Raw genomic sequence first — 12,686 nt, forward strand, 5'->3', positions numbered from 1 at the left:
ATAGGCTCCGGCCCGTGGGCGACGACGAACCGACACGTGCGGAAGGGCGGGCCGTGTATGCGGCGGGTTTTGCCGCGCTCATCCTGCTGTGGATGGCCGGCGAGATCATCGCCGCGCTTGCCGACATCGACGTTCCGGGCTCGATCATCGGCCTTGGCGCCTATCTGCTGCTGATGAAGCTGTCGCCGGCGTTCGCGAGCTGGACCTTGCCCGCGGCGCGGCTGTTCACCCGCTTTCTCGGCGCGCTGATCGTGCCCGCCGCGGTCGGCCTGGCCGCCTTCGCGCCGTTCCTGATCGAGGTGGCGCCACGCCTGATCCTCGTGCTGGTGATCAGCACGGTGTTCACCGGCGTCACCACGGCGCTGCTGTATGCGGGGTTCAAGCGATGATCGCGAGCCTCGCCGCCTGCGCTGCGGTGTTTGCCGCCTTCCTGATCGCGCGGCGCATCGCGCATCACGGGCGGCATCATCCGCTGCTCAACCCGATCCTGCTCGCCGCCGCGATGATCGGGGCAAGCCTCTGGCTGTCCGGACTGCCGGTCGCGCGCTTCACCGAGCTGACGCAGCCGCTGCGCTGGCTGCTCGGGCCGGCGATCGTGGCGCTCGGCCATCTGATCTGGTCGCACCGGGCCGCACTCGGCGCCAACGCGCGGCCGCTCGCCATCGCGATCATCGGCGGCTCGCTGACCGGCATCACCAGCGCGGTGTCGCTGGCGCGCGTGCTCGACCTCGACCTGTCCTTGCAGCACGCGCTGGCGCCCAAGTCGGCGACCAGCCCCTTCGCCATCGCGCTGATGGAGCGGCTCGGCGGATCGCCCGAGCTGGCGGCGGGGCTAGTGATCGTCACCGGCATCATCGGCGCCATCCTGGTGCCGCCGATCCTGAAGGCGCTGCGACTGGACGACCCCGAGACCGAGGGGGTGGCGGTCGGCCAGTCGGCGCATATCGTCGGGACGGACGCGCTGTCGCGGCGCAGCGCCAAGGCCGCGGCGTTCAGCGGGCTGACGATGGCGCTCGCCGGGATCGCGACGGCGATCCTGCTGCCGCTGCTCTGGGGCTGGCTAATCTAGCCGTCATCACGCTTCGCGCCGTCGAGGGTGCGATCAAGACGTTCGGCATCCATTTCCGACGCCTGCTTCTGGGCCTTCGTGCGCCCGAACTGGGCGCGGTTGGCCGCCGCGGTGGCCGTCGCCGTCTCGCGTTCCTTGCGTTTGCGAGCGGCGCGCAGGTTGACGATGTCGGCCACGGGCGTCTCCGCTACAGATCGGCGGCGAGGTTGATCGTGAACCGCCGCGGCAGATTGTAGACGAACAGCCCGCCGCCGCCGACCCCGAAGCCGTAATTGTTGAACACGTTGCCAACCTGCGCGCGCAACGTCGCCGACTTGTCGCCAAGCTTGAAGCGGTAGCGACCGCCCAGCGCGAGCACCGCGCGCGGCGGGACGACGAAGGTGTTCGCCTGGTTGGCGACGCGGTCGCCGGTCGATTCGGCGAAGGCGTCGATCGAGAAGGGAGAGTTGGGGAAGCGGTAGTCGAGGCTGGCGATGGTGTAACGCTTGGTCGTCGCTACCGGCTCCGGCCCGATCAGCCCCAGGTCGACCTGCTCGCCGGTCACCTCGGCGTCGAGGAGGACGTTGCCCGCGACCATGGTGAGGCCGGGGAGGATCTGCCCGGCGATCGACAGTTCGAGACCGCGATGGCGGACGGTGCCCTGCCGGGTGAAGATGTTGGCCTGATCGAGATCGTAGAAGGGCTTCGACACGTCAAACACGCCCGCCACCATCCGCAGGTTCGGGCGGATCGCCCAGCGGATGCCGGCGTCGACCTGCTCGGTGCGGATCGCCGGCGGCGCATCGTTGCGGTTGACCGCGATATCGGGGGCGCGCGGGCTCTCCTCGAGGCCGCGGGTATAGCCGCCATAGACGACGAGGCTGTCGGAAAGATAGCCGGCCGCGGTGGCGTTGTAGAGCCAGGGGCTGTCCTTCGAGGTCGGCAGTGCGCCGGTCGGCGTGTCGGTCGACTTCGAATAGTCGGTCTTCTGGATGCCGGCCGAGAATTCGCCGATGTCGCGCCAGCGCAGCTCGTAGGAGATGCCGCCGGTCTTCTGCTCGATGCGGTCGTGGCTCTGCGCGCCGAAGTTGAACACGGGTTTCGCGACCGGATCGCGTACGCCGATCACCGTCGGCCCCAGATTGATGACATCGTCGCCGCCGTAGCGGCGGGTCTGCTCGCGGCCGCGCACCGCCAGATGGACGCTGTGGCGCCGGTCGCCTTCATCAAAGCTGCGCGACAGCCGCACCTCGCCCGAGGTCGAGGCGAACTTGCCGTCGCGCTGTGCGACGACGGTCTCCTGCGCCGCACCATCCGGCTGGATGCCGGTGAACAGATTGGCGAAGCCCTTCTCGCGATCATTGACCGAGCGGAAGACGCCGCCGCGCAGGGTCCAGTCACCAAGCGGCGCCTGGCCGAGGATGCCGTAGTTGAAGTTGGTGCCGGTGCGGGTCGTCCAGTCCTGCGGGTAGAAGTTCTTGCGGCTGATCTTCGGCGGCAGATAGTCGCCGCCGGTGAACATCAGCGGCTCCGACTCCTCGCTCGAATAGCGGACGCGGCTCCAATAGGGGATGACCTCGATGCCCTCGGCCGGCTGCCAGCGCGGGGCGACCGACATCGAGAAGAAATGCGGATCGCCGCCGAAATGCGTCTGGTCGCGGTAGAAGCCTGAGCCGCCGGCGATGCTGAGCGTATCGCTGACCGGCAGCTGCGCATCGAACTCGGCGAACCAGCCGCCATAGGGACCGAGCCCGACGACCGGGCTGAAGCTCGCGTCGGATCCGGCCTTGCGCAGGCTGTGGTCGGCGATACCGGTGGGCGCGGGGAACGGGTAGTTCTGCGCCGACAGGCCGACGCGCACCGTGGTGCCGCCGATCAGCCGGCCGGTAGGGCTCGCCTGCTGATCGAAGTACAGCCCCTCCATGCGAACGTTGCCGGCATCGACCGGCGAGAAGCCGCGCACCGAGAAGGGGTTGTAAAGGCCAAAACTTTCGTTGCCGACGCTGGTGCCGAAGGCGTCTTCCGCCTTGGTCGTCGCATTGTCGTCCGCGCGCTGCGCCAGCGCGGCTTCGGCGCAGGTCAGCATCAGCGTGGCGATCGTCAGGCGGCGCATCTCTCACTCCCCATTCTGGCGCCGCAACGGATATTCTGATCAACAGGGTCCCACCACGACCGCGGTCGAGCGCGACAGGCGGTTGGTCGATCACTCGATCGACAAACGCCAGTCGTCGGTTGCGATCACATCGGCGAAACCTCGGCGCTGCTACACCAGCCTTCGAACACACCAATTCCGATTATCGGTGCACCCATTTCTATTGCCGCGAAAGAATTTCGGTACTACATTAATAAATGTGGAAATCGCCTTTGATCCGGCCAAGCGGAAAGCGACCCTTGAGGCCCGCGGCCTCGATTTTGCCGACGCCGCGATCGTTTTCGACGGTGCGACCTACACAATGGTCGACGATCGTGAGGAGTACGGCGAGGAGCGCTGTATCACAGTGGGGCGCCTCAATCGTCGCATGGTCGTTATCGTTTGGACGCCCCGCGACGGTTTCCGCCGTATTATCTCAATGAGGAAAGCCAATGACCGCGAACAAGCCTTCTACGCCGGTCGACTGGGTTGACCCTGACGACGCGCCGGAACTCGACGGGCACTTCTTCGACAATGCCGAGGTGCGCATCGGCGACCGCATCGTGCGCACGGCGACCGACACCATGTCGAAGCGTGGTCGGGGCCGTCCGCCCGCAGGCAAGGCCGCAAAGGTGCAGCAGACGCTTAAGCTGTCGCCCGAGGTGGTCGAATATTTCCGCGCTACCGGTGAGGGTTGGATGACGCGAATTGACGATGTGCTGCAGCAGCATGTCGATCGCGCGCGGCACCTCGCCAGCGAAGAGCCGACCGATGATGACCGCCCGCTGACTCTCTTTGAAAGGATGATGAACCTGTCTCGTGGCCCCGCCAAAGTCGGCCGTGATTCGGGTAGTGGCGCTTACCGTGAGGTCGGCCCCCGCGGCGGACGCGGGACAGCGACCGACATTGATGCGAAGAAGCGCGCATAGTTCACGCTGCGGAAAGCGGCCGGCGGGTTGACCGCGCGGCGCACGTTCGCTACATGGCCGGCCTTTCCGGACAACCGTCTGACGAATAGGATTTGAGCGATGTCGCGCGTTTGCGAGCTGACCGGCAAGGGCCGGCAGGTGGGTCACAATGTTTCCCATGCCAACAACAAGACCAAGCGTACGTTCCTGCCGAACCTGCAGCACGTGACGCTGATGTCCGATTCGCTCGGCCGCTCGGTTCGCCTGCGCGTGTCGACCAACGGCCTGCGCTCGGTCGAGCATGTCGGCGGCCTCGACAACTGGCTGCTGAAGACCTCGGAAGAGAAGCTCAGCCTGACCGCGCGTCGCCTGAAGCGCGAGATCGCGAAGAAGCAGGACGAGGCGAAGGCCGCCTGAGCCTTCGACCAACTGCGTCAGTCGAAAAAGCCCGCCGGTTCGTCACCGGCGGGTTTTTCTTTGCCCCCGATTCGCCCAGAGCCGCGCCTCGCCTGCCCGAATCGGAGACCTTGATGCGCCTTGCCCTGTCCGTCGTCCTCGCCGCCCTCATCGCCAACCCGGCGCTCGCCGCGGGCGCGCGGCAGACAGGCACCGTCATCATGCCGACCGACCCGAAGCAGCGCGAGCTGCAGGAGGACTGGGGATTCGCCGACGCGGTGATCGCGGGCGACACCGTCTATCTGTCGGGCGTGGTGGTCGGTGTCGGCCCGAAGGAGACCGACCTCACCGCCGGCTTCACCCGCGCCTTCGAGCGGATGGGCGACACGCTGAAGCGCGCGGGCGTGACCTGGGACGATGTCGTCGACATGACGAGCTATCACACCGACCTCACCACGCAGCTGCCGGCGATGACCGCGGTGAAGAAGAAGTATCTCGCCTCGCCGCCGCCGGCCTGGACGGCGATTGGCATATCGCGGCTGGTGCCCGACCGCGGCATCGCCGAGATCAAGCTGGTCGCGAAGCTGCCGGCGAAGAAATGACGAAATCCCTTTCCCGCTTGCGGGAGAGGTTAGGTGAGGGTGTGCGAGCGTCAGCGAGCCACGGCAGACACCCTCACCCTCCCAGCCTGCGGCTGGGCCCCTCCCTCTCCCGCAAGCGGACGAGGGAATTTCAGGGCAGCAGTTCGAACTTCAGGATGAGCGTGCGCTGCAGCGGCGAGAAATTGTCGTCGGACGCCATGTAGACGAAGGTCCGGCCGCGCTCGCGGACGACGGCCAGCCCTTCCATATTGTCGACGGTGAGCGGCGGCGCCAGCTCGGCGAGCACCTCCGACTTGCCGACCTTCATCGTCTTCAGGTCGACCGGTGCGCGCAGCAGGATCGCGCCGACGCCGGCCAGCGGCGAGAAGCGGCGGCCGAGGATGATCAGCTGGTCGTCGCCATAGGCATGCGCGTCGGTCGGGTTGTAGGGCGCGGGCACATCGACGGTAACGCGCGCATAGTTGCGGTTGAGCCCGGCGGGACTTAGCAGGATGCCCTCGTGCCGCCCGTCGGCCAGCCGCGCCTCGGCGATGTACAGCCAGGCCGAGCCGATCTTCGCCATCGCCTCTATGCCGTCGTTGAGCGGCAGGCTGCTGAGCCAGCGCTGGTCGGCGAACGGCTCGGCGCGCGCCGGGGCGCCGAGGGTGCGGTAGTGCCAGATGCGGTGCTCACGCTCGAAGCCGACGGCGATGCCCTGCGGCGTGATCTCGAGCGATTCGGCATCGACATGCGCCTTGCCCTTCAGCGGCTCGCGCTGCGGCCCGCGCACGATGTCGACGGCGGCGCCCTTCAGCCCGACCAGCCGGTCGCCTTTCTCGTCGAGATCGAGCGCCACCCACTGGCCGCCGTCCGTCACCGACAGCAGCCGCGCGGGGGCCATCATGCGCAGCGCCGAGAGCCCCCCGAAGCGCGGGTCATTGCTGCTGACGACGAGGCCACCGAGGTAGCGCAGTTTGCCCACCCGGTCGCGCGCCGGATCGGCCGCATCGAGCGGCACCGGCGTCGCGGTGACATTGATCGAACGAAGGCCGGGCCGGGTATCGGCATCGGCGGGCGTGCAGGCGGCGAGCGCCAGCAGCGCCAGAGCGATGATCGAACGCATGAAAGCGCCATAGCAGAAGGCCGCCACCCCCGCTATCTGTGCCCCGGTGTCGCGCCCCCAACAGATCCTGCCCGAGCAAATCCTCCACGACGTTTTCGGCTATTCGTCCTTCCGCGGGCCGCAGGCGGAGATCATCGCCGATGTGATGGCGGGATCGGACGTGCTGGCGATCATGCCGACCGGCGCGGGCAAGTCGCTCTGCTATCAGATCCCGGCGCTGGCACGGCCTGGCACCGGCCTCGTCATCTCGCCGCTGATCGCGCTGATGCACGATCAGGTGCGGGCGCTGGCGGCCAACGGCGTGCGCGCCGCGGCGCTGACCAGCCAGGAAGATCGCTTCGCGCAGGACGATATCCTCACGCGGCTCCGCGCCGGCGAGATTGACCTTCTGTATGTGGCGCCCGAGCGGGCGAACCTGCCGGGGTTTCAGTCGCAACTCGATCGCGTGCCGCTGTCGCTGATCGCCATCGACGAGGCGCATTGCGTCAGCCAGTGGGGGCATGACTTCCGGCCCGACTATCGCCAGTTGAAGGCGCTGTGCGACCGCTTCCCGGGCGTGCCGCGCATCGCGCTGACCGCCACCGCCGACGAGATCACGCGGCGCGACATCCTCGACCAGCTCGGCATCGACCCCGATCATATGGTCGTCGCCGGCTTCGACCGGCCGAACATCCGCTATGAGGTGCACGGCAAGGTCGAGGAGAAGCGGCAGCTCAAAGCCTTCCTCGAAAGTCAGGACGGCTGCGGCATCATCTATGCCCGCACGCGCGACAAGGTGGAGCGCACCGCCGAATGGCTGAAAGGGCTCGGCGTCAACGCGCTGCCCTATCACGCCGGGCTCGACGGCCGGGTGCGCAACGCCAATCAGGCGGCGTTCGTGAAGGCCGAGGACATGGTGATGGTGGCGACGGTCGCCTTCGGCATGGGCATCGACAAGCCCGACGTGCGCTTCGTCGCGCACATGGGGCTGCCCGATTCGATCGAGCATTATTATCAGGAGACCGGCCGGGCGGGGCGTGACGGCGACCCGGCGATCGCCTTCATGCTGTACGGCGCCGCCGACATCGGCCGGTCGCGCAACCAGATCGAGATAGCGGGCGGCATCAACGAGGCCAAGACGCGCGCCGACCATCAGCGGCTCAATGCGCTGGTCGGTTTCTGCGAGACCACCGGCTGCCGCCGCATTCCGCTGCTCACTTACTTCGGCGAGCCGGCGCCCGAGCCGTGCGGCAATTGCGATACCTGCCTGACGCCGCCCGAGACACGCGATGCGACCGAAGCGGCGCAGAAGCTGCTGTCGACGGTCTACCGCACCGGCCAGCGCTTCGGGCTCGGGCATCTGGTGTCGGTGCTGCACGGCAAGCGCGACGAGCGGGTCGAGCGACTGGGGCATGACGCGCTGAGCGTGTTCGGCATCGGCACCGAGCTCGACGAGCGCGGCTGGCGGGCGCTCAGCCGGCAACTGGTCGCCGCCGATGCGCTGCGCATCGATCCCGAGCATGGCGGGCTGTCGCTGGGGCCGAACGCGCGGCCGATGCTGAAAGGCGAGCAATCGCTCACCCTGCGGATCGAGCCCGAGCGGACGCGGCGCACGCGGGTGAAACGCGGCACCGCGCCGGTCGACGCCGCCGATGCGCCGCTGTTCGATCGGCTGCGCGAGCTGCGCCGCCAGCTCGCCTCCGATCAGGGCGTACCGCCCTATGTGATCTTCCACGATTCGACCTTGCGCGAGATGGCGCAGCTGAAACCCGCCAGCCTCGCCGCGCTGGGCGAGATCAGCGGCGTCGGGGCCCGCAAGCTCGACGCCTACGGGCCCGCGTTCCTCAGCGCGATCAATTCCTAATCCCCCTCCCCCAAGCGGGCGAGGGGATTCAGGCGCGGTTGCGCTTGCGCAGGCGCCAGAAGGCGACGCTGAGCAGGCCGGCGCCGAAGGCCAGCGCGGCGACGGCGGCGACGTTTTTGCCGCTGGCAGCACCCTCCGGCGCGACGCGCTCATAGGTGCCGATCAGCACGCCCTTGGACAGCACATGGCCTTTCATCGCGGCGAGCAATGCGCCGCGGCCGGGCGGGCTGTCGAAGTCGAGCCGCTTGTCGAGCGCGAACAGCTGGAAGGCGTAGCGGTGCGGGCCGTGGCCGGTGGGCGGGTCGCAGGGCAGCCAGTCGCTGCGCAGGAAGGAGTTGCGCCCGGTCGGCACCGAAGGCTCGCCGCTGAGCGCGCCGCCGGGAAGTCCCAGCAGATCCGCGTCGAGGTTCCAGGCGATCGCATGGACCAGCGGTTCGCGCGCCGGAATGTCCGAATCCTCGACGAGCAGCACCAGCGACGCGGCATCGCCGGGCAGCCGCCATGCGAGCTGCGGCGAGGTGCCCGCGCCGTCGGCGGTGTAGCGTTCGGGGATGGCCTGGCCGTCGGCGAATGACGGACTGCGCACCTCGATGGTTTCCGGCACGTCGGCGAAGGCCTCGTCGTAGATCGCCAGTTTGGTGGCGCCGGCGCGCACGTTCGAGAGGGCGCGGCCGATGCTCGCGGGGACTTTTTCCAGCATGATGGTCCTTTCCGAAACTCGGGCGACCAACGGGCCGCGCCTTGACGGGTTCCGGTTCGGCATGCTCCTTGGCCGAAACGATAATATGGGGCGATGGAATGAGTTTTCTCACGCGCAAGAAGTCGATGGACCTGGCTGGAGTCGGTGAGGCGCAGCGGCTGAAGCCGACGCTGTCCTGGCCGCACCTGCTGGCGCTCGGCGTCGGCGGCATCATCGGCACCGGCATCCTGACCCTGATCGGCGTCGGCGCCGGCAAGGCCGGGCCGGCGGTCATCCTGTCCTTCGCCATCGCCGGGCTGATCTGCGCCTGCGCCGCGCTCGCCTACGCCGAGATGGCGACGATGATCCCGACCTCGGGCAGCGCCTATACCTACTCCTACGTCGTGCTCGGCGAAGCGCTCGCCTGGGTGATCGGCTGGAGCCTCATCCTCGAATATTCGCTGGTGGTGAGCGCGGTGGCGGTCGGCTGGTCCGGCTATGCCGCGCCGCTCTTGGAGGCCTGGGCGGGGGTGCCCATGAGCCTGATGCGAGGACCGGAGCTCGGCGGCATCGTCAACCTGCCGGCGATCTTCATCATCGCCGTCGTCGCCGGATTGCTCATCATCGGCACCAAAGAATCCGCGACGCTCAACGCCATCCTCGTCGTGGTGAAGACGATCGCGCTGGCGGTGTTCGTCGCGGTGGCGCTGCCCTATTTCAGCGCCGACAACCTCGAGCCGTTCATGCCTTTCGGCTTCCCGAAGAGCGGCGAGGCGGGGGCCGAGGTCGGCGTGATGGCGGCGGCGGCCATCATCTTCTTCGCCTTCTACGGCTTCGACGCGATCGCCACGGCGGCCGAGGAGACCAAGAACCCGAGCCGCGACCTGTCGATCGGCATCGTCGGATCGATGCTGCTGTGCGTGATCATCTACATGGGTGTCGCGGTCGCAGCCGTCGGCGCGCTCAGCTACACGCAATTCTCCAACAGCCCCGAGCCGCTGGCGCTGATCATGCGCCAGCTGCAGCAACCGGGGGTGGCGACCTTCCTCGCCGCCACCGCGGTGATCGCGCTGCCGACCGTTATCCTGGCCTTCTTCTACGGCCAGAGCCGCATCTTCTTCGTGATGGCGCGCGACGGCCTGCTGCCCGAAAGCCTCGCCAAGGTGTCGAGCCGCGGCTCGCCGGTGCGGATCACCATCTTCACCGCGGTCATCGTGGCGGTCATCGCCGGCCTGATCCCGCTGGAGGAGATCGCCGCGCTCGCCAACGCCGGCACGCTCGCCGCCTTCGTCGCGGTGTCGGTGTGCATGCTGGTGCTGCGCGTCCGTGCGCCGGAGATGGAGCGCAAGTTCCGCACGCCGCTGGCCTGGCCGGTCGGCATCGCGGCGATCCTCGGCTGTACTTACCTGTTCTTCAGCCTGCCGACGCAGACGCAATTCTACTTCCTCGTCTGGAACGTCCTCGGCGTGCTGGTCTATCTCGCCTACGGCATGCGCAAGAGCCGGCTGGCCAAGGCCTAAGGAAAAGGGCCCGCCGGTTTCCCGGCGGGCCCTCCCCTCACCAACTGCCGGCTTAGCGGCAGCTGTATTTGCGCTTGTCGAGCTCGCGGCCGGCGATGCCGCCGCCGAGGACGCCGATCACGGTGCCGAGCGTCTTGTCGCCACGACCCGCGATGACGTTGCCCGCCACGCCGCCGGCGAGGGCGCCGAGCACGGTGCCGCCGGTGTTCGAATCCTTGCGGCAGACGCCGTCGTTGTAGGCGCGCTGCTGGCCGTAATAGGCACGACCGTCATTGTAGTAGCGCGGCTGCTGATAGTTCTGCGCATACTGCTGCGCGCGCCAGCCATGGGCCGGGGCATGCTGCGGCGGGCGGGCCATGGCGGGGGCCGCGAACATCGTTGCGGCAACGGCGGTAAGAACGATCTTCTTCATGTCGACCTCCTGAACAAATCAGTTGGAACCTGCATCAATAACGGGCGAGCCGTTACTTGGTTTCCGAGGTCTAGATTTAATCTATTCGACTGAACCGCTTGTGAACCGAAGTATTTATCGAAAATGAACGGGTATATTTACTGGAGATTAACGGGAGGCGCTCCCTTTACCCCTCGCCCGCTTGCGGGAGAGGGAGGGGCTCGCCGCGAAGCGGTGGGAGGGTGAGGGTGTACCGCGCAAGCGGCTCGCTGGCGCTCGCACACCCTCAGCTAACCTCTCCCGCAAGCGGGAGAGGGACCGATCCGGCTACTTTTTCAGCGTCGGGAACTTGATACCGAGCTGGTCGAGGTAGGTCGGGTATTTCGCCGGGTCGTAATAGAGCTTGCGCATGTCGGCGCGGTAGCCGCTCATCATGTCGGCGTTGATGGTGACCGGCGGCTGGTCCTTCGGGCCGATCATCGGCAGATATTTCTGCTCCTTGGTCTGCACGTCGGTGAAATAGGTCTTGGCCTCCCCGAGCAGCGTCGGACTGGTGAGCAGGTCGAGCACCGTCATCGACACCACCTTGGCGCCCGACACGACACCCTTGTGCGCGATCGGCGTCGCCATCGCGATCGCCGCCGACCAGTGATGGTAGGTGACGTCGGGAATGTTCGCCGGGTAGCGCAGGGTGATCGTCGGCACGACCCACGACACATCGCCGATATCGTCCGACCCGCCCGACTTGGGCTCCTCCGCCGGCGGCTCGAGTTTGTCGAGCTCGGTCGACAGACCCTCGACCTTCTTCACCTTGAGGTTGGTCTGGACGGCCTTGGCGAAGGCTTGCTCGTCATTGGTCCACTTGGGCAGGCCGACCTGCTGGATGTTGGCGTAGGCGGCCTCGGCGATCGGCTTGGAGAAGTGACGCGGTGCTGCGGTGCCGAGGATGCGGCGGCTGACCGTGGTGTCGGTCATCTTCGCCGCGGCATCGGCGATGGTGTTGCCGATTTCGAAGTTCTTGGCGATCGCGTCGAAGCTCTGCTCGCGGAAATAATACCAGACGCTCGCCTCGGCGGGGACGACGTTGGGCTGGTCGCCACCCTTCTTGATGACATAGTGCGAGCGTTGCTCGGGCCGCAGATGCTCGCGCCGCATCTCCCAGCCGAGGTTCATCAGGGTGACGGCGTCGAGCGCCGACTTGCCACGCCACGGCGAGCCCGCCGAGTGCGCCGTCTCGCCAAGGAAGTTGTATTCGACCGAGACAAGGCCCGTGCCCGAGGTCGGGCCCCACGACACCGCGAGATTGTCGTCGACGTGGGTGAAGATGACCGCGTCGACGTCCTTGAACACGCCGTCGCGGACCATGTACGCCTTCGCCGCGACCAGCTCCTCGGCGACGCCCGGCCACAGCATCAGGGTGCCGGGGATGCCCTCGCGGATCATCACGTCCTTCACCGCCAGCGCGGCGACGATGTTGAGCGGGTTGCCCGAGTTGTGGCCCTCGCCGTGACCCGGCGCGCCGACCACCAGCGGGTCATGCCAGGGGATGCCCGGCTTCTGCGAGGTGCGCGGCACGCCGTCGATGTCGGAGCCGAGCGCGATGGTCGGCCCGGCGGGCTTGCCCTTCACCTTGTTGGTCCAGGTGGCGACCCAGCCCGTCGGCATGCCCGAGATGCCGCGCTTCACGGTGAAGCCGTTCTTCTCGAGCGTCGCGGTGATCAGCTTGGAGGTCTCGACCTCCTCGAAGCCCGGCTCGCCGAAGCTGAAGATCTGGTCGTTGAGCACCTGCGCCATCTTGGCCCGCGCCTCGACGCCGGCCACGGCCTGCGCCTTCAGCGCGGTGACATCCTGTGCGTGCGCGGCCGAACCCAGCAGCGCCGCAAGCGTGGCGGCGGCGAAAATCTTCTTCATGCGTGAGAACCCTCCCTGTCCGGGAGGCAAGCTAGCGGGCGGGGTCGGGCGCGTCACCCCTCGCGGGGTTGCGGGGTGTACCCCTCGCCCGCTTGCGGGAGAGGGAGGGTCCCTTCCTCCGAAGCTTTAGCGAAGGAGGATGGGAGGGTGAGGGT

14 protein-coding genes are annotated in these 12,686 nt (G+C 67.5%); 8 read left to right on the top strand and 6 right to left on the bottom strand.

Annotated features, from left to right (window positions below; translation table 11 throughout):
- Window positions 1-14: 14 nt before the first annotated feature.
- Window positions 15-389 carry a CidA/LrgA family protein gene (locus ACFOMD_RS06755; protein ID WP_380858786.1) on the top strand — a complete coding sequence of 125 codons (375 nt, stop codon included), beginning with the start codon at window positions 15-17 and terminating at the stop codon, window positions 387-389.
- The gene (locus tag ACFOMD_RS06760; RefSeq protein WP_380858789.1) at window positions 386-1,069 is read left to right on the top strand and encodes an LrgB family protein; all 684 of its coding nucleotides are present in this window, start codon (window positions 386-388) and stop codon (window positions 1,067-1,069) included. The genes ACFOMD_RS06755 and ACFOMD_RS06760 overlap by 4 nt, the downstream gene beginning before the upstream one ends.
- On the opposite strand, the gene ACFOMD_RS06765 is transcribed toward ACFOMD_RS06760, so the two are convergent.
- Both ACFOMD_RS06765 and ACFOMD_RS06770 read right to left on the bottom strand, forming a co-directional pair.
- Entirely contained in the window at window positions 1,066-1,245 is a 180-nt protein-coding gene (locus ACFOMD_RS06765; protein ID WP_380858792.1) for a DUF4169 family protein, read from the bottom strand. The genes ACFOMD_RS06760 and ACFOMD_RS06765 overlap by 4 nt on opposite strands.
- Window positions 1,246-1,256: 11 nt before the next feature.
- Complete coding sequence (locus tag ACFOMD_RS06770) at window positions 1,257-3,161, bottom strand: TonB-dependent receptor (protein WP_380858795.1); 1,905 nt, start codon at window positions 3,159-3,161, stop codon at window positions 1,257-1,259.
- 238 nt (window positions 3,162-3,399) lie between these two features.
- Between ACFOMD_RS06770 and ACFOMD_RS06775 the strand changes: the two genes are divergently transcribed.
- The 4 genes from ACFOMD_RS06775 (at window position 3,400) to ACFOMD_RS06790 (ending at window position 5,085) form a co-directional block, all read left to right on the top strand.
- Window positions 3,400-3,672 (top strand): BrnT family toxin, encoded by a 273-nt coding sequence (locus ACFOMD_RS06775; RefSeq protein WP_380858797.1) that lies wholly within the window; start codon window positions 3,400-3,402, stop codon window positions 3,670-3,672.
- Window positions 3,632-4,108, top strand: a complete 477-nt coding sequence (locus ACFOMD_RS06780; protein WP_380858800.1) for a BrnA antitoxin family protein — start codon at window positions 3,632-3,634, stop codon at window positions 4,106-4,108. The genes ACFOMD_RS06775 and ACFOMD_RS06780 overlap by 41 nt, the downstream gene beginning before the upstream one ends.
- Before the next feature lie 99 nt (window positions 4,109-4,207).
- Window positions 4,208-4,504, top strand: coding sequence for a 50S ribosomal protein L28 (gene rpmB, locus ACFOMD_RS06785; RefSeq protein ID WP_380858803.1), 297 nt, complete (start codon window positions 4,208-4,210; stop codon window positions 4,502-4,504).
- A gap of 113 nt (window positions 4,505-4,617) precedes the next feature.
- Window positions 4,618-5,085, top strand: a complete 468-nt coding sequence (locus tag ACFOMD_RS06790) for a Rid family hydrolase (protein WP_380858806.1) — start codon at window positions 4,618-4,620, stop codon at window positions 5,083-5,085.
- A gap of 130 nt (window positions 5,086-5,215) precedes the next feature.
- Here the strand turns inward: ACFOMD_RS06790 and ACFOMD_RS06795 are convergent, their stop codons facing one another.
- The gene (locus tag ACFOMD_RS06795; protein WP_380858809.1) at window positions 5,216-6,187 is read right to left on the bottom strand and encodes an esterase-like activity of phytase family protein; all 972 of its coding nucleotides are present in this window, start codon (window positions 6,185-6,187) and stop codon (window positions 5,216-5,218) included.
- A 46-nt stretch (window positions 6,188-6,233) separates the two neighbouring features.
- Here ACFOMD_RS06795 and recQ point away from each other — a divergent pair, with 46 nt between their 5' ends.
- Entirely contained in the window at window positions 6,234-8,030 is a 1,797-nt protein-coding gene (recQ, locus tag ACFOMD_RS06800) for a DNA helicase RecQ (RefSeq protein ID WP_380858812.1), read from the top strand.
- A 28-nt stretch (window positions 8,031-8,058) separates the two neighbouring features.
- Here the strand turns inward: recQ and ACFOMD_RS06805 are convergent, their stop codons facing one another.
- Window positions 8,059-8,730 carry a YbhB/YbcL family Raf kinase inhibitor-like protein gene (locus ACFOMD_RS06805; RefSeq protein WP_380858815.1) on the bottom strand — a complete coding sequence of 224 codons (672 nt, stop codon included), beginning with the start codon at window positions 8,728-8,730 and terminating at the stop codon, window positions 8,059-8,061.
- Between the two features lie 98 nt (window positions 8,731-8,828).
- Here ACFOMD_RS06805 and ACFOMD_RS06810 point away from each other — a divergent pair, with 98 nt between their 5' ends.
- Complete coding sequence (locus tag ACFOMD_RS06810; protein WP_380858818.1) at window positions 8,829-10,229, top strand: amino acid permease; 1,401 nt, start codon at window positions 8,829-8,831, stop codon at window positions 10,227-10,229.
- Between the two features lie 52 nt (window positions 10,230-10,281).
- Here the strand turns inward: ACFOMD_RS06810 and ACFOMD_RS06815 are convergent, their stop codons facing one another.
- Complete coding sequence (locus tag ACFOMD_RS06815; protein WP_380858820.1) at window positions 10,282-10,641, bottom strand: glycine zipper 2TM domain-containing protein; 360 nt, start codon at window positions 10,639-10,641, stop codon at window positions 10,282-10,284.
- Between the two features lie 306 nt (window positions 10,642-10,947).
- Window positions 10,948-12,531, bottom strand: coding sequence for an amidohydrolase (locus ACFOMD_RS06820; RefSeq protein WP_380858823.1), 1,584 nt, complete (start codon window positions 12,529-12,531; stop codon window positions 10,948-10,950).
- Window positions 12,532-12,686: the final 155 nt, after the last annotated feature.

The sequence above is a fragment of the Sphingoaurantiacus capsulatus genome (genome assembly GCF_042648405.1).
In the GTDB taxonomy this organism is placed as follows: Bacteria; Pseudomonadota; Alphaproteobacteria; order Sphingomonadales; family Sphingomonadaceae; genus Sphingoaurantiacus; species Sphingoaurantiacus capsulatus.

Bases quoted from the DNA above. Each gene is read 5' to 3' on its own strand.
- ACFOMD_RS06815 (WP_380858820.1), bottom strand. From the start codon at position 10,641: ATGAAGAAGATCGTTCTTACCGCCGTTGCCGCAACGATGTTCGCGGCC.
- ACFOMD_RS06810 (WP_380858818.1), top strand. From the start codon at position 8,829: ATGAGTTTTCTCACGCGCAAGAAGTCGATGGACCTGGCTGGAGTCGGT.
- ACFOMD_RS06795 (WP_380858809.1), bottom strand. From the start codon at position 6,187: ATGCGTTCGATCATCGCTCTGGCGCTGCTGGCGCTCGCCGCCTGCACG.
- ACFOMD_RS06805 (WP_380858815.1), bottom strand. From the start codon at position 8,730: ATGCTGGAAAAAGTCCCCGCGAGCATCGGCCGCGCCCTCTCGAACGTG.
- ACFOMD_RS06760 (WP_380858789.1), top strand. From the start codon at position 386: ATGATCGCGAGCCTCGCCGCCTGCGCTGCGGTGTTTGCCGCCTTCCTG.
- rpmB (WP_380858803.1), top strand. From the start codon at position 4,208: ATGTCGCGCGTTTGCGAGCTGACCGGCAAGGGCCGGCAGGTGGGTCAC.
- ACFOMD_RS06820 (WP_380858823.1), bottom strand. From the start codon at position 12,531: ATGAAGAAGATTTTCGCCGCCGCCACGCTTGCGGCGCTGCTGGGTTCG.
- ACFOMD_RS06780 (WP_380858800.1), top strand. From the start codon at position 3,632: ATGACCGCGAACAAGCCTTCTACGCCGGTCGACTGGGTTGACCCTGAC.
- ACFOMD_RS06790 (WP_380858806.1), top strand. From the start codon at position 4,618: ATGCGCCTTGCCCTGTCCGTCGTCCTCGCCGCCCTCATCGCCAACCCG.
- ACFOMD_RS06770 (WP_380858795.1), bottom strand. From the start codon at position 3,161: ATGCGCCGCCTGACGATCGCCACGCTGATGCTGACCTGCGCCGAAGCC.